This is a genomic window from Clostridium acetobutylicum ATCC 824 (assembly GCF_000008765.1).
GTDB lineage: Bacteria > Bacillota > Clostridia > Clostridiales > Clostridiaceae > Clostridium_S > Clostridium_S acetobutylicum.
This window is the reverse complement of the sequence record NC_003030.1, coordinates 2,860,416-2,881,782: the sequence shown is the minus strand read 5'-3', so window position 1 is coordinate 2,881,782 and position 21,367 is coordinate 2,860,416. Positions and strand designations below refer to the sequence as shown.

The window sequence follows — 21,367 nt, the reverse complement described above, 5'->3', positions numbered from 1 at the left end:
TTGAAATGGAATTTAAAAGAGCTAGTAAGTCAGATATAAACAATATAATGAATATTATAAAACAATCACAAGAATATTTTAAGCAAAAAGGAATAGATCAATGGCAAAACAATTATCCTAATTTTGAAGTTATAAAAGAGGATATAGAAAAAGAGGATTCATTTATTTTATTAAAGGATAGCAGAATTGTTGCTACAGCAGTGATTTCGTTTAGTGGGGACAAGAATTATGATAATATTTATGAAGGTAAATGGCTTAGTTACAGCAGTTTTGCAGTTATACATAGGATAGCTGTTGATTCTAATTGTAAAGGAGAAGGACTAGCATCTGTAATCATTAAAGAGGCTGAAAAGTTATGCTTAAATAAAGACGTTCATAGTATTAAAGTGGACACACATAAGAATAATTTATCAATGCAAAAGCTTCTTAAGAAGAACGGTTTTAAATACTGCGGAATAATTTATTTAGAAGATAAGAGTGAAAGATTGGCATTTGAAAAATTACTTTAAATTAGATATTATAAGCTGCTTAATGAGAAAATTAAAAATCTTTTTCTTATAAGTAACAATTGTTACGGAATTAAATTCTAGTCCATAATATAATTTACTCATAGACAAGAAAAATATGATTTTTATGGAGGTAGAGTAATGAGTATGTTTTGTTACCAGTGTCAGGAAGCAGCAGGCTGCAAGGGTTGTACAGTAAGAGGTGTATGTGGAAAGACTGAAGATTTAGCGAAAAAACAAGATTTATTAATATATACATTAAAGGTTGTTTCATTATACAATGTTGAGGCAAGAAAATTAAATTTAGTAAATAAAGAAATAGATAATTATATAGTTGATAGTCTTTTTGCAACAATAACAAATGCAAATTTTGATGAAAATATATTTACTGAGAGAATAGAAAAAGGAATTAAATATAAAGAAGAATTGAAGAAACAAATATCAGCAGCAGGAGGAAATGTAAATTTAAACGAAAAAACTGAAGCTGTAGGAGTTCTTTCAACTGAAAATGAAGATATAAGATCTTTAAGAGAATTATTAACTTATGGAATCAAGGGTATGGCTGCATACTTAAAGCATGCTCGTAACTTAAGCTACGAAGATAGCAATATACAAGGCTTTATGTCAAAAGCTTTGGCTGCAACATTAGATGATACTTTAGGTGCAGACGAATTAGTTGCCTTAGCTTTAGAGTGTGGAAAGTATGGAGTAGATGCAATGGCACTTTTAGATAAAGCTAATACAGAAACTTACGGAAATCCTGAAATAACAAAGGTTAATATAGGAACTAGGAATAATCCAGGAATATTAATAAGTGGACATGACTTAAAGGATATAGAGGAGCTTTTAAAGCAGACAGAGGGAACTGGAGTAGATGTTTATACTCACAGCGAAATGCTTCCAGCAAACTACTATCCAGCATTTAAGAAATATTCACACTTTGTAGGAAACTACGGAAATGCTTGGTGGAAACAAAATGAAGAGTTTGAAAGCTTTAATGGACCAATACTTATGACTACAAACTGCATAGTTCCTCCAAAAGCTTCATATATAGATAGAATGTATACAACAGGAGTAACAGGTTATCCAGGAGTAAAACATATTGAAAACGGTGAACCAAAGGATTTCTCAGCAATAATAGAGCATGCGAAAAAATGTGCGCCACCAACTGAAATAGAAAAAGGAGAAATAATCGGAGGCTTTGCACACAACCAGGTTATAGCTTTAGCAGATAAGGTTGTAGAGGCAGTAAAATCAGGAGCAATTAAGAGATTTTATGTAATGGCAGGTTGTGATGGAAGAGCAAAAACAAGAAATTACTATACTGACTTTGCTAAAGCACTTCCAAAGGATGCAGTTATACTTACAGCGGGCTGCGCTAAATACAAATACAATAAGCTTGACCTTGGAGATATAGGAGGTATTCCTAGAGTACTTGATGCTGGACAATGCAATGATTCATACTCCTTAGTAGTAATAGCTCTTAAGCTTAAAGAAGTATTTGGACTTAATGATATAAACGAGCTTCCAATAGCATACAACATAGCATGGTATGAGCAAAAAGCTGTAATAGTACTTCTTGCATTATTACACCTTGGTGTTAAAAATATTCACCTTGGACCAACACTTCCAGCATTTTTATCCCCAAATGTTGCCAAAGTTCTTGTTGATAACTTTGGAATTGGTGGAATAACTAATGTAGAAGATGATATAAAAATGTTTGAAAACCTATAATTAATAAATCCCCCTTGTAAATATAGATTTCCTAACTCAAAACGTTTATTGATATTAGCAAAATATATGAGATTTTAGATATTTAAATATTAGTAATTAATGAAAAATCAAATATTTAAAATAGTTGATTAAATAAGAGCAGTTTTAAAGATTCACAAATAAAAGAGTTATTTGTGAATCTTTTTTATTTATTGAATTTTATTTATATATTCAGCTTCATAAAAGTGTTTCCAGCTAAATCTTTGATTTCAAATAAATCATTTTCAAATACGGCGTAGGAATTTGGACTGTTTTCCTTTGGAATAGATATAGAACCAGGATTTATTATGTATATGTCATCCTTCTTTTTAGCTACTGGAACATGAGTATGACCATAAAGAAAAACGTCACCGCGTCTAAGCCTTGGCAAATTTTCTTCTCCATACACGTGACCATGCGTTAAAAACAGTCTTTTATCCTTATATAAAATAGTAGAGTAAGTTGACATTATGGGATAAGTTAAAACCATCTCATCCACTTCGCTGTCACAATTTCCACGTATAGCAATTATTTGTTCACTATAGCTGTTTAAAAGCTCACTAACAGCTTTTGGATTGTAGCCAAGAGGGAGAGGATTTCTGGCTCCATGATATAGTTCATCGCCTAGTATAACTATAAAATCAGCATTTTCTTCTTTGAATCTTGCTAAGGCTTTTTCAAGATAATGAAGTGAACCATGAATATCAGACATGAAGAATATTTTCATTTTGTGCCACCGTCCTTTCAATTAATTATATTTTAGTAATTTTAATTAAAAGTGTCAATGAACATAAACTAATGAGGAATTTGGCCTGTTTATATTAAATTTGTTGTTTGAGTGGTATACTATATAAGGTTTTATTACATATAATATAAGAAAATAAGAGGTACTAAAATGAGTGAATTAAGTTTTAGAGATTTAGGATTAAGTGAAGAAATTTTAAAGTCAATAGAAAAGCTTGGGTATAAAAAACCATCAAGTATTCAAGAAAAGGTTATTCCTGTAATTCTTAATGGTAAGGATATAATTGCAAAGGCCAAAACAGGAAGTGGAAAGACAGCGGCTTTTGCAATTCCTGTTTGTGAAAAAATAGAACTCGAAGAAAGAGAGCCTCAGGTTCTGGTTTTAGCTCCAACAAGAGAACTAGCCTATCAAATAAAAGAGGACTTTTTAAATATAGGAAGATTTAAAAGATTAAGGTGCATAAGTATTTTCGGAAAAGAGCCAATTTCAAATCAAATTAGAGAGCTTAAGCAAAGAGTACATATTGTAGTTGGTACACCTGGAAGAGTTCTAGATCATATTGAAAGAGGAACCTTGAATCTAGAAAAAGTGAAATACTTTATTATAGATGAAGCAGATGAAATGCTCAATATGGGCTTTATAGAGCAGGTTGAAAGCATACTTATAAAAATGCCTAAAAATAAAAATACTTTTCTTTTCTCAGCAACACTGCCGGAGGAAATAGTAATGCTTTCTAAAAAGTATATGAAGAACTTTGAGAACATAGAGGTTCAAAATGAAGGAAAGACCAAAGGAGGAATTCATCAGGTTTACTACGAGGTTGAAAGTCGTGAAAAGTTTGATTTGCTAAAGAAAGTAATATATAAAGAGGTACCTGGAAGCTCTATAATATTTTGCAGGACTAAAAACAACGTAGAGGATGTTTTGGTTAAGATGAAAAATATGAAGTTTTCCTGTATGGCAATACATGGAGGAATGCTTCAAGAGAATAGAATAGCAGTTATGAATGCTTTTAAAAGAGGAGAATTTACATTTTTAATAGCAACAGATGTGGCGGCTAGAGGCATCGATGTTGAAAATGTGACACATGTTATAAATTATGATATACCTATGGAGAAGGAAAGCTACATTCATAGAATTGGAAGAACGGGACGTATGGGAAATAAGGGTATCGCAATAACCTTTGTGACATCAAAGGAAGAAAGATTTCTTAAGGAAATTGAAGAACAGTTCTCTTTAGAAATAATAAAAGAAGAGCCTCCAACAAGGGAAGAGGTTAAAAAAGGGCAAGAAGTATTTAAAACCGCTTCTAAACAGTTAAATAAAACAAAGGCAAATAAATCTGAAAAACTAAATAAGGATATTACAAAAATTTATTTAAGTGCAGGAAAGAAAAAGAAGATAAGACCAGGAGATATAGCAGGAACTATATCAAGTATAGATGGGGTAAGCCCAGAAGATATAGGAATTATTGATATACATGATAACTTTTCATATGTTGAAATATTATCAGGAAAAGGTGATATAGTACTTAATGCAATTGAGGATAAGACAATAAAGGGAAAAAAAGTAAGAGCGGAGAAAGCACAGAAATAACAGCTTTGAATATAATAACTAATGGTAGTATTTTAAAGAGGTAAATTAGTTGAGAATATATGTTGTTAAACCAGGCGACAGTGTTTATACAATAGCAAGAAGATTTAGAGTTACACCTCAAAGTATTCTAGATGCAAATAATCTTCAAAATAATAGACTAGTAGTTGGGCAGGCGATTGTGGTTCCAAGTACTGAAATAACCTATAGAGTAAGGCAGGGAGATACACTGTGGTCCATAGCAAGAAGGTTTAGAGTTACACCTAAGAGCATTACAGATTTAAATAATATTGAAAATCCATCTCAGATTCAACCTGGATTGGTAATTAGGATACCTGAAAACGCCAAGAGTTATGGCGATATAGAAGTTAACGCATTTATTCAGCCATCAACACCAGAAAAAGAAAATACCGTTTTAAGTGGTGCATTACCATATCTTACGTATGTAACTCCTTTTAGTCATCATGTAACGGAAACCGCAGGACTTACTCCTCTTGATGATGAAAATATAATAAATCAAGCTCAAAGAGCCGGCGTTAAGCCTATGCTTTCGGTTACAAATATAACAGGTACAGCTGGATCAAATTTCAATAGTGAGCTTATAAGTAACATACTTAATAGTGAGTCCCTTTCAAATACTCTTATAACTAATATATTAAATTTAATAAGAGCTAAGGGTTATTATGGAGTAGTAGTTGATTTTGAGAGAATACCTCCAAAAGATAGAGAAAAGTATAATGATTTTCTGAGAAAGCTTGTGGCAGCACTGCATCCTAATTATACTGTGGCAACAGCTTTAGCACCAAAAACCTACGATATAACAGAAGGTTCTTGGCATGGAGCACACGATTATAGAGCTCATGGTCAAATAGTAGATTTTGTTATAATTATGACCTACGAGTGGGGTTGGTCAGGAGGGCCTCCTCTTGCTGTTGCACCAATAGATGAAGTTGAAAAGGTAATAAGATATGCTGTAAGTGTTATACCTCCATCAAAAATAATGATGGGAATACCACTTTACGGTTATGACTGGACACTTCCATATGTACCTAAAGGAGAATTTGCAGAAAGCATAGGAAACGATGAAGCCGTCCAGAGGGCAGGAAGATATGGAGCTATAATAAAATACGATACAAAATCTCAAGCTCCTTACTATAATTATGTCGATGCAAATGGAAGGCAGCATGTGGTTTGGTTTGAAGATGCGAGAAGTGTTGAGGAAAAGTATAAACTAGTTTCAAGATATGGACTAAGAGGTGTAAGCTATTGGGTTTTAGCACAGCCTTTTGTGCAAAACTTTAGAGTATTAAATAATATGTTTAATATAACAAAGCTGAAATAAATTTGAGTAAGGAACGTACATGGATTTGTTTGAATAATCTATGTACGTTTTTTTTATTGTATTAACGTTTATATATTTAGAAATTGAAGATAAATATCGATAATGTTTATATATTTAACATTATTAGCTGAAAGGGTGATTATATTGAAATTAATGGGGAAAATGAAAGTTGGAACTAAACTTGTAAGTTCATTCTTAATTATTATGGTTTTTCTTATAATAGTTGGAATAACTGCTCTTGGAACATTAGAAAAAGTAAGCGGTAGTGCTACTAAAATGTATAAAGTTAATTTAAAGAAAGTCTACTATTTAGGAGAAATGGAACAAAGATTAACTGAAATAAGAGCAGATGTATTAAAAATAGTATACCAAAGAGATGTTTCAAATATAAAAGAAGCTAAAACTGAAATTGTAAACGATGAAAAAGAAGTTGCTACATTTATTAAAAAGTATGAAGCAATATCTAGTGAAGCCGCTAATGAACAGAGTTGGCAAACTATTAAGGAAACTAGTGAAAATTATTTAGGTACAGTTGATAAGGTTATTGAGGCTGCGCAGAAAAATGATTTTGATACAGCGGCAAATTTAAATAAATCAAATTCTCAAAACAGACAAAAAATATTTGAAGAAACAAAAAAAATTGTAGATAATAACTTTACTCAATCTAGAAGTGAGAATGCTTCAAATACAGCAACAGCTGCTAACTTTGTAAAATTACTAATATTTATTATGGTGTTAATTATTGTTATAGTTATTGCACTTTCTCTAATTTTAACAAAAGATATTAAGAATTGCTTGTTAGAGATAAATAATGTTGTTAAAAGGATGTCTGATTATGATTTTTCGTCAGAGCTTAAAGTTGATAGGGAAGATGAATTTGGAGATACAAGTAAATTCCTTATGAAAGCGCAGGATAATGTTAAAAATATTATTAAAACTATTTTAGAAAATTCTCAAGATTTAAGTGCTTCAAGTGAAGAGCTTTCGGCTACAGTTGAGGAAATTAACTCTAAATTTGAAGAGATAACAGAATCAACTAAATATATAGCAGAACAAACTGAAAGAACAAGTGCATCTTCAGAAGAGTTAACAGCATCAGTTGAAGAAGTTAATGCTAATATAGGTGAATTATCAAATAATACAGTAGAGCAAAGCAATAGTTCAATTAAATCTAGAGAAAAGGCCATAGAAGTTAAAAATAGTGGAGTAGAATCTGTAAATAAAGTAGAGAGTATTTATAAGGATAAAGAAAACGAAATATTAAAATCAATAGAAGATGGAAAAGTCGTTGGTGAGATAAAACAAATGGCAGAGTCTATAGCAAGTATAGCAGAGCAGACTAATTTACTTGCTTTAAATGCAGCAATTGAAGCTGCAAGAGCAGGGGAAAGTGGAAAAGGTTTTGCAGTTGTAGCAGAAGAGGTTAGAAAACTTTCAGAGGAAGTAGGAGAATCAGTAGATGGCATAAAAGATACAATTGAAAGGGTACAAGTTGCATTTGAAAATCTTTCAAATAGTGCTAATGATGTTATGGTATTTATGAAAGATGATATGAAAGCTGAGCTTAAGAAATTTGAGGAAATTGGCAACAAGTACTATGAGGATGCTGAATTTATAAGTACAACTTCAGAAAACATATCTGCAATGGCTAAAGCTGTTGATGAAACCATGAGTGATGTAAGTAGTGCTATTCAAGAAGTGGCATCTAGTGCTCAAAGTGTATCGGAAAATACTTATAATATAAAGAGTGGAATCGAAGAAGCAAATCACGGAATAGGACAAGTAGCAACTGCATCTCAAAGCCAAGCACAATTAGCGTTAAAGCTTAACGAATTGGTACATAAGTTCAAGATTTAGGTAATGTATACCATAAAAAGGAATTGAACCAACTAAGCAGCACTATGTACCATTTGAAAATATAGAGAGTTTTGAAGTTGAATAATAAGGAAAAGGGAAAGCAATAAGCTTTCCCTTAATTTTATTCTTATTTTATAACCTTCATAAGCCTTTCAACAATTAATTTCAATTCATACATTGCATTAAGGATTTGCTTTATATTTTCATTTTGTTCTTCAATATTGCTAAGAATTTCTTCACTGGCAGCTGCATGTTCTTCAGAAATACTTGATATAAAATCCATTTCATTTTCAATTTCTTTAAAAGTTGAAGTTATATTTTTTATCATTTGGGTTTCATCAAGTATATTAAATTTATTGACATTAAAGGAATTAGCTATAAAATTAAATTTATTTAAAACTTCATATACGATAGTTAAGCTCTCCTTCGCAGCGGTATTTCCTTCCTTTATTTTATAAAATGTTTCCCTAGTAATTATATCTATATCTTCAATAATTTCATTTATATTTTCAACCATCTCGGAACTGTTATTGGCAAGCTTAGCTATTTCATTTGCAACCACTGAAAATTCACGGCCTGATTTACCAGCTCTTGCAGTAGCTATATTAGCATTTATAGATAGAAGATTTGTTTGATCTGCTATATTTTTAATGGTCATAAGAAACTTTGTTATTCTTCTAGAATTTTCCTTGAGTTTTGTTACAGCATTAAAAGATGAATCTACTGAATCTTTAACTATTTGTACTTTAGTACACATTTCATTTATTTCATTGCTTCCTTTTTCAATATTTTCACTCATTCCATGTTTGGTCTCGTTTACAGCTTCAGTCATTTCATTACTAGATTTTTTTAGAAAAGTAAGATTCATATTGAAATTTTTTAAATTTTTATTTACTACTGTAGAACTTTCTGGAATTACGTCCATAGAGGAATTTAGGTCTTTCAGCAGTTTCTCATTTTCTAGTTCTTTTTCTTCTAAGGATTTAGTAAAATTGTTTGTCCATCTAATCTTGATATACATTAAATAAATAGTAATATTGATGAGTACTAAAATAGCTGTAAATAGTGAAATGTTTGAAGGATAACCAAGTTCCTCAGGTGAAATTACATACAGCATTATCCAAGCTAAATTAAGAAGAAGTCCGTGAATTAGTATGAGTTTTTGTTTGAAGTACATAGAAATGGTTGTAATACTTATAAAAAAGTAGATAAAAAAAGCTAGCGATAATTTTGAATTAAAAAAGGTTAGTAGATATGCAGATGAAAATATCAGTATGCTATAGCATATAGCCTTTAAGTCTGTGGTAGTATTAAATTTATATATTAAAATTGTTATAACCTCCATTGGCAAAGCTGTACATATTATTATAGCAAGCTGATTAGTCTCTAAGCCATTTATAAATGCTAAAACAATGGAGAGGAATAAAATTGCAGATATTATCACAACGTTAATTAAATGAACAGTTTGAAAGTTGTAATTTATTTCTTCTCTCATTCTTATTAATTCACAAATTTTAAAACAGTGAATTTTGCACCTCACTTTGTTAAAATAATAAATCACATATGTTTTTTTATGTGATTTATTATTTTATCGCAATACAAAGTTAAAAGCATTTTTGTATTACGAGCTTGATTGTTCTACGTTAATTGAAATTTTTAAAAGTGCATCATGAAGTTTTTCAAAAAGTAGTCCTGCAATTAGCCAATATGGGAAGTAGTCTAGTCGTGTTATTCCTTGGATGGTAAAAGGGCCTGAACTGTAATGCCAAGGACAGGTGCCCAACATAAAACATAAAAAAGAACCAGTAATATATTCTGAAATGATTATTAATGTTGAATAAATCCCCCCTCTAACTAGAATAGGCAAATGTCTTATATTGTTGTGAATTGGTTCCAAAAAGATTGCTAAGCCGTATATTAAGAACATCCAAATATTTGTCCATGCGCGAAGAGTTACATCGCCGTTTAGCATTGAACCCAATCCTGTCCATACTATTTCTACGCACCATCCTGCAATGCCATATATTATAAATCTTAAAATTTTCATGAAGTTAGTTTGCCTATATTAGGCCAAAATATTCATTTATATGAGATATGTCTACTATCTATAGTATGCAGTTAAATCCATTTTGGGTATTTTTACATAAACTTAATATTTCCATAATGTAATAAGTATATAATTGAACAAAAGTTATAGTAAAAACAGTTTATACCTAAGCTATACGTGTGAAAGATTTGTACATGTATAGCTTAAGTTTACTGTATTAAGAGAGGTGTCTTTATGAATAAATACAACAAGGCAGAAAAAAGCTGGATATTATACGATTGCACTATTTCTACTTACAGCATGATAATTATAACAACTATACTTCCTATTTATTTTAGAATGGTGTTTAAAAATGCAGGGGGATCAGAGGCTAGTTCAACAGCTTATTGGGGATATTCAAATTCAATAGGAAGGCTTTTGATAGCACTTTTAGCACCCTTATTAGGCACTATAGCAGATTATATTGGATATAAAATGAAGTTCTTCAAAGTGTTTTGTATTATAGGTATAATTTTTACGGCTCTTATTGCTGCTGTGCCAAATTCAGCTTGGTTGCCTCTTGTTATAGTATTTATAATAAGTACTATTGGAAATGCCGGTAGCAATGTTTTTTATGATGCATTTTTAGTGGATATAACACCAAAGAGTAAAATGGATATGCTTTCTTCCATTGCATATGCGTGTGGATATTTAGGAAATATTTTAGCTTTTGCAGTATGCATGAGTATAGTAATATTAGCGCAGCTTCATATAATTCCAATTTCCATTATGACAGCTTGTAAGATAACCTTTGTAATAACTGCAATATGGTGCACCATGTTTTCTATTCCTATAATGAAAAATGTGAAACAGATTTATGGGATAAAAAAAGAGCATAGGGTTATTGTAAACAGTATAAAAAGGTTGGGGAGTACCTTTAAAAATATTGGAAAGCATAAAAATTTAGTTATATTTCTGATATCATATTTCTTCTTTATAGATGGAGTGAACACAATTATAACAATGGCAACTTCCTTTGGAGCTGATATTGGTATAAACTCTACAGTAATGTTAGTTGTATTATTGTTTACTCAGTTTATAGCCTTTCCGTGTGCCATTATATTTGGCAAACTTTCAGAAAAATTTAAGGGAAAGACAATGCTTTATGCTGGAATAATAATTTATTCAATAATTTGTGTGTATGCAAACTTCATTCATAACATTCTTGGCTTTATAATATTAGCTGTTCTTGTTGGTACATCTCAGGGAGGTATACAAGCACTTAGTAGATCATATTTTGGCAAGTTAGTTCCGAAAGAAAAAAATAATGAGTTTTTTGGATTTTTTAATATATTTGGGAGATTTGCTTCAATTTTAGGACCTCTTTTAGTTGCTGTAATTACTCAAATAACTGGTAAGTCTACAAATGGTATATTTAGTATTTTAATTTTGTTTGTAATTGGTGGAATAGTACTTACTAAGGTTAAGGATGCGAGAGAGGATGAAGATGATAAAGTAGATGATAATATTATAGTTATTGAATAATAAGCATATATATTTATGACTTATGTCATGTATTAAATATTACTTAGCTCACTTAAAGATACTATATAATAATTATATAATTACATCATAAATTACGTTTAGGAGTGGTTAATATGAAAACAAGATTATTTATAGCAGTTATTATTATACTATCTGGAGCAGCAATGCTTTCTTCACAATTAGGAATTATAGATGTTAGAAATGTGAGTTCGGTTTTTTGGCCTTTGATTTTAATTGCTGTAGGTGCACAGCGTTTATATAAAATTGGCAGGTTTAATATAGGTGGAGCAGTAATGGTTTTGTTCGGAATGATATTTGAAATAGAAGCACTTCACCTTGTACCATATAGTGCAGAGGTATTTATTGCACCTTGCATGATTATAATTGTTGGGATTTCACTATTATTTCCAAGAAGAAAAGCATTTAATAGATAAAAAGTAATGCCTTAGAACAAAATAGTTTTGTTTTAAGGCATTACTTTTTTAAACTTTTTTAGGGAATTTATCATCCTCTATTTTTCCATCCATACCTAAGTAATAGCGTGTTATTGGTTCCAAATTTTCATCAAGCTCATAGACTAAAGGGGTTCCAGTAGGAATATTTAAATTTGCTATTCCATCGCTTGGTATGTTGTCAAGGTATTTTACAAGAGCTCTTAGAGTATTTCCATGAGCAGAAATTATAATATTCTTACCTCCCTTTATATTAGGAGCTATTAATTCACGCCAGTCCTGTAAAACCCTTTTTTCTGTATCTTCTAGATTTTCAGTAACAGGCAATTCTTCTTCCTTTAACGAAGCATATTTTTTTTCATTACCGGGGTATCTTTTATCAGATTTTTCTAAAGCAGGCGGTCTTACCTCAACAGAACGCCTCCAAAGATGAACTTGATCTTCTCCATATTTATCTCTAGTTTCATCTTTGTTTAGTCCTTGAAGTGCACCATAATGTCTTTCGTTTAATTTCCAGGATTTATAGACGGGTATCCATAGAAGGTCCATTTCATATAGAACTATTTGAAGTGTTCTTATGGCTCTTTTAAGCACTGAAGTATAAGCAGCATCAAAGGTATAGTTATTTTTTTTCAGTATTCTTCCTGCTTGAGCGGCTTCGCTAACTCCATCTACAGATAAATCAACATCAGTCCAGCCAGTAAATCTGTTTTCTTTGTTCCATTCGCTTTGACCGTGTCTTAATAACACAAGTTTTCTCACAATATCGCCACCTTTTAATTAATTTACAGCGTTTATAAATTATTATTAGGCAAATGAATGAAAATTATTTATAATATATAATGTATTGTATTTAATAAAACATAAAAATGTTATATTATTATAAAAAAGGATTAGATTATTATAAGAAAACAGCGGGCTATAAGTTATTGCAGTAGTTCTCTATATTTATACTGTAGAAAGGAAGATTAATTATAATGAATAATAAAATTAAACCGTCGATTTTGCCGGGATTTATGGAACTTTTACCAAAAGAACAGCTTGTATTCAATGATATTGTTTCAAAAATAACTGGTGTTTATGAGCAAAATGGATTTTTACCTATGGATACCCCAATAATTGAAAAGGAAGAGGTACTTCTTGCAAAATCGGCAGGAGAAACTGAAAAACAGGTATATCGTATTGATAATGAGGATAGAAAACAAGTTTTAAGATTTGATTTAACAGTGCCGTTTTCAAGATTTGCAGCTCAATATATGAGCGATTTAACTTTTCCGTTTAAGAGATATCAGCTGGGAAAGGTTTATAGAGGAGAAAGAAATCAAAAGGGGCGTTATAGAGAGTTTTATCAATGTGACGTTGATGTTGTTGGAAATGGAAATCTAAGTATAAAAAATGATGCATTTATAATAAACATGGCATCTAAAGCATTAAGAAAAATAGGACTTGATAGCTATAAGTTCCAAATAAGTAATAGAAAAATACTTACAGGGGTTTTAGAAGGACTTAACATTACTAATATGCAGGAAGTAATGATTCTCATAGACAAATATGATAAGATTACAGAAGAACAGTTTTTATCTGAACTAAATAAGCTTATAGGTGAAGAGAAGGCTAAGGTTATTAGTAAGGTAATAAAAATAAGCGGTTCAAGTGATGAGGTTGTAGAAAATCTTAAAAAAGTAGAAATAAAAAATGAAATGCTTGAAAAAGGAATAGAAGAAGTTGAAGAGGTTATAAAGTATTTAAAGCTATTTGGAGTAGAAGACAGTGAGTATGCTATAAACCTTAAAATAATAAGAGGTCTTGATTACTATACTGGTACTGTATTTGAAACACTTCTAACAGGAAATGAATCCTATGGTTCTATATGTTCAGGTGGAAGGTATGATAATTTAGCACAAAACTATACTGAAAATGTTCTTCCAGGGGTTGGTATGTCTATTGGAATAACAAGACTTTTCTTTGTACTTAGAGAAATAGGATTTATAGAAAATTATAACAGCAGTTTAAATGAGAAATACTTAATAGTACCTATAGGAGATACCTTTGAGTACTGCACTAAAATTTTAAACAAGTTACTTGTAAACGGAAAAAGTGCTGAAATATATTTTGAAGAAGGAAAACTCAAAAAGAAGCTTACATATGCAAATAAACTTGATATAAAATATGTAATTTTAATTGGAGAAGATGAAGTAACGAATAAGGAGCTAGTTATAAAGGATATGATAACTGGTGAGCAGAAAAAACTTAATATAGAAGAGATATAGTAAAGAGGCTGCAATTTAAGCAGCCTCTTAATTTTACTTAATTGGGTAGATAAGTTATAATTGGTATAATATAGTTGTTTGAATAGAGGGATAAAAAATGGAGGAGATAATTTTAGTATTTCCTAAAGAGGAATTAGAAGTTAGGGCGATGGAATTTAAGAAGGAGTTCCTTGACTGTGGTGAGAGGATTATAAATGGAAGCTTTAAACTTGATTATGTGGATGACTACGCTGAGTGGCTAAAGATAATTAGAAATAATTTAAAAAAGGAAACTGTAAATCCAAAGTGGGTAGTTTCAACTACTTTTTTTGCAGTTAGAAAAAGCGATAATAAAATTATAGGAATAGTTAACCTAAGGCATTATTTAAATGATTTTTATAAAAATTCAGGTCATATTGGATATAGTGTACGACCTTCGGAAAGAAGAAAAGGATATGCGTCTGAGATTTTAAGACAAATATTAGAATATGCAAGGGAAAAAGGACTTACTGAAGTATGTGTAGTATGCAAGAAAGAAAATGAGGCTTCAAGAAAAACAATTTTAAAAAATGGAGGTATTTTAAGCAGAACTTTCAAGGATGAGGGTGAGGAACATGAGGCTTTCTATATAAATACGAAAAAACATTAAAGAGGAAAATAAAACCTTGTAGAATGGTATTTTATACTATATAATTTTGATATGAATATTTTATAAGGGGGAATTTAAATGGCGGCAGATTATGAAATGCTTTATGGAGATACAAATAGGTTACTTAAAGTAAAAGCTCAGGCAGGAGATAAGGTTATTATAGAAGCAGGAGCTATGGCAGCTATGAATCCTAATTTTGAAATTAAATCAAAGGCAGGAAGTGTTGGAAAAGCTATTGGAAGATTATTTAGTGGCACTTCTGCTTTTCTTCAAGAATACGTTGCTAAAAGTTATGGAGAAATATTAGTAGCACCTAAATATTTAGGAGACATTAAAGCAGTTAATATGGATGGCTCTGTAAAATATAGGCTTGGGAAAGCAAGCTTTTTGGCTTCAACAGATAAAATAAATCTTAATATAAAGTCTGGCGGAGGAAAGGGATTTTTATCGGGAGAGGGCTTTATTCAAATAGAAGCAGAGGGTTCCGGAATCTTGTTTCTAAGTGCATATGGAGCTATACATGAAATAACTCTATCTCAAGGTGAAAAATACATAGTTGATACAAATCATCTTGTATTATGGGAAAGCAGTATGAACTATAAAGTTGAGCTTTTAAATGGTTTATTTGGTTCAATTACTGGAGGAGAAGGGCTGGTTTGCGTGTTTGAGGGACCTGGTAAAATGCTCATTCAAAGTAGAGATCCTTCTAAAATGTTAGCAGGAAAAAGTTCATAATATTTTAGCAGATAACTAATGGGTTATCTGCTTTTTCGTATACTTTATTTAATTTTAATAAACTTGTGTAAGTGGTAAAGGGAAAACTTTCGTGCTTACACAAGTTTTTGTTTTAAAAAGGATAAATGGAATAGTTTTCAAAGGCGCCATTTATGTAAAGTAGTTACTGAATAATATTAATGTATGTTAAAATATATTATATGAAATGTTAATGAAAAGGTTACAAGTAAGGGGTGGATAGGTTAATGAGGATTTTACATACTTCTGATTGGCATTTAGGTAAAAACTTAGAAGGCTATAGTAGAATGGATGAACAAGAGGAATTTTTAGAAGACTTTATTAAGATAGTTGAAGAAAATAATATAGATATGGTTGTTATTGCAGGAGATATATATGATACCTACAATCCACCAGCTAGAGCTGAGAAAATGTTTTACAGCACACTTAAAAAAATATCACAAAATGGAGAGAGGGTAACCCTTGTTATAGCAGGAAATCATGATAACCCGGAAAGGCTCGTGGCTGCAGGACCGCTTGCACGTGATCATGGCATAATAATGGTTGGTACTCCTAAATCAGTTGTTCCTACTGGAGAATATGGAAAACATAAAGTACTTTCATCTAAGGAGGGCTTTATTGAAATTGAAGTTAATGGTGAAAGGGCATCTATTATTACGCTGCCTTATCCAAGTGAAAAAAGATTAAATGAAGTTCTTTATGAAGAAATGGACAGTGAAGAGGAAAAGGTAAAATCATATGGTGATAGAATAAAACAGCTTTTTGATAGGTTAAGTGAAAACTTTAGAGATGATACTATAAATATGGTGGTTTCTCATCTTTTTGCGATGGGAAGTGAAGAAGGCGGTTCTGAGAGAAATGTTCAGCTTGGAGGAAGTTTTATTGTAAATGGAGACTGCTTTCCTAAAAATGCTCAATATGTTGCTCTAGGGCATGTACATAAACCGCAGTTAGTACCAGGTACACATAAAATAGCAAGATATTCAGGTTCGCCAATCCAGTACAATAAAAAGGAGATAAACTTCAAGAAAAAATGTTTTTTAGTGAATATAGAGGCAGGAAAAGAGCCTATTGTAGATGAAATTGAATTTAAGGTATATAAACCTATAGAAGTTTGGAAATGTACTGGAGTAGAAGAAGCGATTAAGAAATGTGAAGAAAATAAGGACAGGGACTGTTGGGTTTATCTTGAGATAGTAACTGATAAATATATAGGCGAAGAAGAAATGAAGGCAATGAAAAGTCTAAAAAAAGATATATTAGAAATTTTGCCTAAGGTTAGTGTGGATAATGAGATTATAGACATGGCAAGCTTTAAAGAAAGACCTTTCGAAGAGATTTTTAAAGAATTTTATAAAAAAGAAAGAAAGGTTGAGCCAGATAACGAGGTTGTGGATTTATTGTTATCTATTATAAATGGAGGTGAGGCAGAAGATGAAACCCATAAGAGTTAGAATTAAAGGATTAAACAGCTTTGAGAATGAACAGGAGATTAATTTTGAAAAACTAACAAAGAGAGGACTATTTGGAATCTTTGGACCTACTGGAAGTGGAAAGACGACAATACTTGATTCAATAACCTTATCACTTTACGGGGAAGTGGCAAGAAAAAGTTCAAACTTTATGAATACGAATTGTAATAGCCTTAACGTAAGCTTTGAATTTCAGATATCAGGAAAAGAAATAAAAAGATATTTAGTGGAAAGAGAATTTAGAAGAGATAATAAAACAGGAAGTGTTAGAAGTAAGTCAGCTAAAATTGTTGATATTACAGGGGATGAGGTTGAAGTTTTAGAAGAAGGAGCTAAAAGTGTAAATGAAAAGTGTCAGGAAATAATTGGACTGAGCTTAGATGATTTTACGAGAACTGTTGTACTTCCTCAAGGAAAGTTTAGCGAATTTCTAAAACTTGAAGGAAAAGAAAGAAGAAATATGCTTGAAAGACTATTTAATCTTCAGGAATACGGGGATGAGCTTTCTTTTAAATTAGCTAGAAAAATAAGAAAAGAAAGAGAAAAGGAAAATGTTTTAGTAGGAGAATTAAAGGGATATGAAAATATAAATGAAGATGTTCTAAAGGAAAGAAGAGAGCTTTTGAAAGAAAATAATGATTTCTTTAATGAAGCTTCAAAGGAGTATCTAAAGGCAGAAGAGGAATACAATGAAGGAAAAGAGGTTTGGGGTCTTCAAATTGAAATAGAGGAAAAAAATAGAGTTCGTAAAGATCTTATGGAGAAAAAAGATGAAATAGACTTAAAGGAAAAAAGAGCCCGTTTAGGTGAAAGTTCGTCGAAGGTTAAGCCTTACATTGATAATTATGAAAATACTTTAAAACAAATTGATATATTAAAAGAACAAATCCTTTCTCGTGAGAACACAATGAAAGCTATAAGCTTGGAAAAAGAGGACATGGAGAAAAAATTAAGTATTGCAAAGGATAATAAGGAAAAAGCACTTCCTAAGTTTATGATTAAACATCACATTATATTAGATGCAATAAAAGAAAAAGATCTTTTGGATAATATAAAGCTTGAAAAGAAAAGGCTCCAAGGAAAAATAGAAAAGCTTAGTTTAGAGGCGAGTAACAAAGAAGAATTAATAAAACAGAACATAAAAGATATAGACTCATTAACTTTGAAAATACAGAATTTGGAGAGTAAGATTGATAATCTTAAGGTTCCAGAAGAATATAAAAATAAAATTAATGAAGGAATATTTTTATTGAGGAATTATGATGAAAAATTAAAACATAAAAATAAGCTTGGACTTGATTGTGATAAATTTCAAGTTGATTTTGAAAAAGCTAAAAGTAAAAAAGAAATGCTTTTTAATAAGTTAGAGGAAGAGAGAAGTAAATTAGATACATACACAAAAAAGCTTCAGGATTTAAATAAGGACTTTCCTAAAGATGATGTACTTCTTACATTTCAAGAAAAATTAAATGATTCTAGGCAAAAATGGGCTAAGTATAGTGAGTATAATGAAAGCTTAAAGGCAAGCTTAAGGGTTGTAGAAAATTCAGAGCAAGTTCTAAGAACCAAAAAAGAGGAAATGACAAAATTAGAGGATAAAATATCAAAAGTTAATATTAAAATAGAGTCTTTAGAGACGGAAAACATGGCTCATGTACTTAGAGAAAAGCTTAAGAGTGGAGAGGCATGTCCTGTATGTGGTTCTGTGCATCATATAAAAGAAGGATTTAAGGAAGTTGACCTAAAGGCTTTGGAAACACTTAAGAGTGAGCTCGAAGGCTTTGAAAAAAAACGTAAGTTTGAAAATGAAGAAATAGTTATGTGTGAAGCTAGCATTAAAGTAGAAGAAAAAAATATTAAAAAGCTTAATGAGAGCATAAATAACCTTGGAGAAGAGTTTAAAGAAGTTTCTCTTGAAAGTATGGAAAAGAAATTTAATTATTTAAAGGAGAAAGTAAACAAATTTAATTTAGAAAAAATACAACTTGATGATAATATAAAGGACTTAAGTGAACGCTCAAATAAAATTGAAGTTGAATATCAGAAGGAAAAGACAGTTGAAAAGCAGTGTGAAAAACGTATTGTAGATTTAAAAAGCGAATTGGAAGAGGCTATTAAAGAATTTAATGAAGTAGCATATACAATAGAAAATTTAAAAGCTGAACTAAAGATTCAAGATTTTAAATTTGAAATGAAAGAAATATTGGAAAAGGAAAGAGTAAGGGTAGAGGCAGAAGGTGAAATAAAGGATCTAAGAAACCTTTTAAACATAAGACACACAGAAAAAGAGCAGCTAATGGATAAGTGTAGTAGACTAAAGGAGGAGCTTAGCAAAAATAAAGCTGAGCTTAAGGAAAAAGATAAAATAATAAACGAGAAAATAGAACTAATAAAAAATAAAGTAGGAGTATTAGATAATTTATACGAACTTAAAGAAAAGATAGAGGGTACAATTAAAAAAATTGAAGAACAGTATAATTTATGTGATAAGAAAATGAATGAAATTGAGGACAAATACAGAAAGTGTAGTGATGAAATAATAAAGTATCACAGTAATTTGTCCAGTCTCAAGGATAGGAAAGTTAATGATATAGACAAATTAAATAAAATACTTATGGAAGAAAAATTTGAAAATATAGAGAAAGCTAAGGAAAATTATCTAAACGATAAAGAAATAAATTTGCTTAAAAGCGATGTTGAAAAGTATAAAAATGAACTTTCAAAGGTAAATGGAGCTGTGGAGGTTTTAAGCAAGAAGCTTAAGAATAGAAAATTAACGGAAGAAAAGTGGATAGAAATTCAAAATAATAGAGTTGAGAAAGCTTCCAAGGCAAAAGCGCTTCAAGAAAGAAGTATAAAACTTGAGGAAGAGGTTAAAAACATAGAAATAAAACTTAAGGAACTTGGGAAACTTCTTAAAACTAAGCAAGAGTTAGAACATAAATTAAGTCTTTTAGATGATCTTGAAAAATTATTTAAGGGTAAAAAATTTGTTGAATTTGTTGCATTAAATCAGCTTAAATATATATCAATAGAAGCTTCAAAAAGATTAAAGGAAATCACTGGTGGAAATTACGGACTTGAAGTAGATGATAATGGAAAGTTCATTATAAGGGATTATAAAAATGGAGGAGCTAAAAGAGATGCTTCAACTTTGTCAGGGGGAGAGACTTTTGTAACCTCCTTAGCGCTGGCGCTTTCTCTTTCAAATCAAATACAACTAAGGGGAAGTGCACCACTTGAATTATTTTTCCTGGATGAAGGTTTTGGAACTTTAGACAGCAACCTTCTTGAGGTAGTAATGGATTCGCTTGAAAAAATACACAGTGAAAGACTTTCTGTTGGAATAATAAGTCACCTTGAAGTAATAAAAGAAAGGATGCCAGTAAGGCTCATAGTAAGCCCTGCGGAAGCTGGAGTTGGAGGAAGTAAAGTTAAACTTGAAATAAGCTAAATTTAAAAAGTAACTTATAAGTAATCAAGAACCTACTTATAAGTTACTTTTTTATAAAGGATATTAATTTTAGGTATTTTAAGCTATGAGTGTAAGCCAACCATAAATTTGTACTATCTGAATTTAATATATTATAATAACTTTATTGAACTAAGGAAAAAAATTAAGAAATATGTAATTATTAAGAACGTTCGTAAAGGGGAAGAGTAGGATGGATAAGATATTAATCGTAGAAGATGATGCTAAAATTAACGAAATGATACAAACACTATTAATAAAAAATAAATATATGGCGAAAGCTGTATTTTCTGGTACAGAGGCTCTATTAGTACTAGAAAAAGAGTCTTTTGATTTGATTTTATTGGACTTGATGTTACCAGGTTTAAGTGGTGAACAAGTTTTAACAAAGATTAATGAACAATTTCAAATTCCTATTATATGTGTATCTGCAAAAGATGATTTGGATACTAAACTCGGAATGATTCGAGACGGGGCAGATGACTATATAACAAAGCCATTTAATAATGAAGAATTAATTGTAAGGATAGGTGCAGTATTAAGAAGAATGAATAAGGGGACAAGCATAGATAAAACCAATAGATTCACATTTAAAGATTTAGTTTTAGATAGTGAAAATCATATTGTAACCATTAATAATGAACCTATTGAACTTACAGTAAAAGAATATAAAATATTAGAATTACTAATTAGCAATCCTAAGAAAGTATTTACAAAACAGAATATATTTGAAAGTGTTTGGTCTGAAGAATATATTCTAGATGAAAGAGTTGTTACAGTGCATGTTAGTAATTTGCGCAATAAATTGAAACATGGTGATACATATATAAAAACAGTTTGGGGAATAGGATATAAAATGCAAGATAATTGATTTATAAAACTTGATACTTTCTTGATAAATTCTAAAATGTATTTTAATACTTTTTAGTTACTATTTAAATATAGAATTAAAAA

17 protein-coding genes are annotated in these 21,367 nt (G+C 30.6%); 13 read left to right on the top strand and 4 right to left on the bottom strand.

What is annotated here, in order from left to right:
• The first annotated feature begins 5 nt into the window (after nt 1-5).
• Nucleotides 6-509 (top strand): GNAT family N-acetyltransferase, encoded by a 504-nt coding sequence (locus tag CA_RS14170; protein WP_010966038.1) that lies wholly within the window; start codon nt 6-8, stop codon nt 507-509.
• 138 nt (nt 510-647) lie between these two features.
• Complete coding sequence (hcp, locus tag CA_RS14165; RefSeq protein WP_010966037.1) at nt 648-2,240, top strand: hydroxylamine reductase; 1,593 nt, start codon at nt 648-650, stop codon at nt 2,238-2,240.
• 202 nt (nt 2,241-2,442) lie between these two features.
• Here hcp and yfcE read toward each other — a convergent pair whose 3' ends face one another.
• On the bottom strand, nt 2,443-2,985 hold the full coding sequence (gene yfcE / locus CA_RS14160) for a phosphodiesterase (RefSeq protein ID WP_010966036.1): 543 nt from the start codon (nt 2,983-2,985) through the stop codon (nt 2,443-2,445).
• Between the two features lie 168 nt (nt 2,986-3,153).
• Between yfcE and CA_RS14155 the strand changes: the two genes are divergently transcribed.
• The 3 genes from CA_RS14155 (at nt 3,154) to CA_RS14145 (ending at nt 7,795) form a co-directional block, all read left to right on the top strand.
• A complete protein-coding gene (locus CA_RS14155) occupies nt 3,154-4,599 on the top strand; it encodes a DEAD/DEAH box helicase (RefSeq protein ID WP_010966035.1) in 1,446 nt (481 codons plus the stop codon).
• Between the two features lie 49 nt (nt 4,600-4,648).
• The gene (locus tag CA_RS14150) at nt 4,649-5,938 is read left to right on the top strand and encodes a glycoside hydrolase family 18 protein (protein ID WP_010966034.1); all 1,290 of its coding nucleotides are present in this window, start codon (nt 4,649-4,651) and stop codon (nt 5,936-5,938) included.
• A gap of 153 nt (nt 5,939-6,091) precedes the next feature.
• Nucleotides 6,092-7,795, top strand: a complete 1,704-nt coding sequence (locus CA_RS14145) for a methyl-accepting chemotaxis protein (RefSeq protein ID WP_241395374.1) — start codon at nt 6,092-6,094, stop codon at nt 7,793-7,795.
• A 127-nt stretch (nt 7,796-7,922) separates the two neighbouring features.
• Here the strand turns inward: CA_RS14145 and CA_RS14140 are convergent, their stop codons facing one another.
• Nucleotides 7,923-9,290 (bottom strand): methyl-accepting chemotaxis protein, encoded by a 1,368-nt coding sequence (locus CA_RS14140; protein ID WP_010966032.1) that lies wholly within the window; start codon nt 9,288-9,290, stop codon nt 7,923-7,925.
• Nucleotides 9,291-9,416: 126 nt separating this feature from the next.
• Entirely contained in the window at nt 9,417-9,842 is a 426-nt protein-coding gene (locus tag CA_RS14135; RefSeq protein ID WP_207717163.1) for a putative ABC transporter permease, read from the bottom strand.
• 234 nt (nt 9,843-10,076) lie between these two features.
• Between CA_RS14135 and CA_RS14130 the strand changes: the two genes are divergently transcribed.
• Nucleotides 10,077-11,366 (top strand): MFS transporter, encoded by a 1,290-nt coding sequence (locus CA_RS14130; RefSeq protein WP_010966030.1) that lies wholly within the window; start codon nt 10,077-10,079, stop codon nt 11,364-11,366.
• A 113-nt stretch (nt 11,367-11,479) separates the two neighbouring features.
• Nucleotides 11,480-11,800 carry a LiaF transmembrane domain-containing protein gene (locus tag CA_RS14125; protein ID WP_010966029.1) on the top strand — a complete coding sequence of 107 codons (321 nt, stop codon included), beginning with the start codon at nt 11,480-11,482 and terminating at the stop codon, nt 11,798-11,800.
• A 48-nt stretch (nt 11,801-11,848) separates the two neighbouring features.
• Here CA_RS14125 and gpmA read toward each other — a convergent pair whose 3' ends face one another.
• Entirely contained in the window at nt 11,849-12,580 is a 732-nt protein-coding gene (gpmA, locus tag CA_RS14120; protein WP_010966028.1) for a 2,3-diphosphoglycerate-dependent phosphoglycerate mutase, read from the bottom strand.
• Between the two features lie 215 nt (nt 12,581-12,795).
• Here gpmA and hisS point away from each other — a divergent pair, with 215 nt between their 5' ends.
• The 6 genes from hisS to CA_RS14090 all read left to right on the top strand — a co-directional run bounded on the left by hisS (nt 12,796) and on the right by CA_RS14090 (nt 21,284).
• The gene (gene hisS, locus CA_RS14115) at nt 12,796-14,088 is read left to right on the top strand and encodes a histidine--tRNA ligase (RefSeq protein WP_010966027.1); all 1,293 of its coding nucleotides are present in this window, start codon (nt 12,796-12,798) and stop codon (nt 14,086-14,088) included.
• A gap of 97 nt (nt 14,089-14,185) precedes the next feature.
• Entirely contained in the window at nt 14,186-14,716 is a 531-nt protein-coding gene (locus tag CA_RS14110) for a GNAT family N-acetyltransferase (protein ID WP_010966026.1), read from the top strand.
• A gap of 78 nt (nt 14,717-14,794) precedes the next feature.
• Nucleotides 14,795-15,451: a TIGR00266 family protein gene (locus CA_RS14105; RefSeq protein ID WP_010966025.1), complete on the top strand. Its 657-nt coding sequence runs from the start codon at nt 14,795-14,797 to the stop codon at nt 15,449-15,451.
• Nucleotides 15,452-15,696: 245 nt separating this feature from the next.
• Nucleotides 15,697-16,923, top strand: coding sequence for an exonuclease SbcCD subunit D (locus CA_RS14100; RefSeq protein ID WP_010966024.1), 1,227 nt, complete (start codon nt 15,697-15,699; stop codon nt 16,921-16,923).
• The gene (locus tag CA_RS14095; protein WP_010966023.1) at nt 16,904-20,395 is read left to right on the top strand and encodes an SbcC/MukB-like Walker B domain-containing protein; all 3,492 of its coding nucleotides are present in this window, start codon (nt 16,904-16,906) and stop codon (nt 20,393-20,395) included. The genes CA_RS14100 and CA_RS14095 overlap by 20 nt, the downstream gene beginning before the upstream one ends.
• 211 nt (nt 20,396-20,606) lie before the next feature.
• Entirely contained in the window at nt 20,607-21,284 is a 678-nt protein-coding gene (locus CA_RS14090; RefSeq protein ID WP_010966022.1) for a response regulator transcription factor, read from the top strand.
• Nucleotides 21,285-21,367 lie beyond the last annotated feature (83 nt).

Excerpts from the sequence above, each read along its gene's own strand:
- CA_RS14170 (WP_010966038.1), top strand. The coding sequence starts at position 6 with ATGGAATTTAAAAGAGCTAGTAAGTCAGATATAAACAATATAATGAAT.
- hcp (WP_010966037.1), top strand. The coding sequence starts at position 648 with ATGAGTATGTTTTGTTACCAGTGTCAGGAAGCAGCAGGCTGCAAGGGT.
- yfcE (WP_010966036.1), bottom strand. The coding sequence starts at position 2,985 with ATGAAAATATTCTTCATGTCTGATATTCATGGTTCACTTCATTATCTT.
- CA_RS14155 (WP_010966035.1), top strand. The coding sequence starts at position 3,154 with ATGAGTGAATTAAGTTTTAGAGATTTAGGATTAAGTGAAGAAATTTTA.
- CA_RS14145 (WP_241395374.1), top strand. The coding sequence starts at position 6,092 with ATGGGGAAAATGAAAGTTGGAACTAAACTTGTAAGTTCATTCTTAATT.
- CA_RS14140 (WP_010966032.1), bottom strand. The coding sequence starts at position 9,290 with ATGAGAGAAGAAATAAATTACAACTTTCAAACTGTTCATTTAATTAAC.
- CA_RS14135 (WP_207717163.1), bottom strand. The coding sequence starts at position 9,842 with ATGAAAATTTTAAGATTTATAATATATGGCATTGCAGGATGGTGCGTA.
- CA_RS14130 (WP_010966030.1), top strand. The coding sequence starts at position 10,077 with ATGAATAAATACAACAAGGCAGAAAAAAGCTGGATATTATACGATTGC.
- CA_RS14125 (WP_010966029.1), top strand. The coding sequence starts at position 11,480 with ATGAAAACAAGATTATTTATAGCAGTTATTATTATACTATCTGGAGCA.
- hisS (WP_010966027.1), top strand. The coding sequence starts at position 12,796 with ATGAATAATAAAATTAAACCGTCGATTTTGCCGGGATTTATGGAACTT.
- CA_RS14110 (WP_010966026.1), top strand. The coding sequence starts at position 14,186 with ATGGAGGAGATAATTTTAGTATTTCCTAAAGAGGAATTAGAAGTTAGG.
- CA_RS14105 (WP_010966025.1), top strand. The coding sequence starts at position 14,795 with ATGGCGGCAGATTATGAAATGCTTTATGGAGATACAAATAGGTTACTT.
- CA_RS14100 (WP_010966024.1), top strand. The coding sequence starts at position 15,697 with ATGAGGATTTTACATACTTCTGATTGGCATTTAGGTAAAAACTTAGAA.
- CA_RS14095 (WP_010966023.1), top strand. The coding sequence starts at position 16,904 with ATGAAACCCATAAGAGTTAGAATTAAAGGATTAAACAGCTTTGAGAAT.
- CA_RS14090 (WP_010966022.1), top strand. The coding sequence starts at position 20,607 with ATGGATAAGATATTAATCGTAGAAGATGATGCTAAAATTAACGAAATG.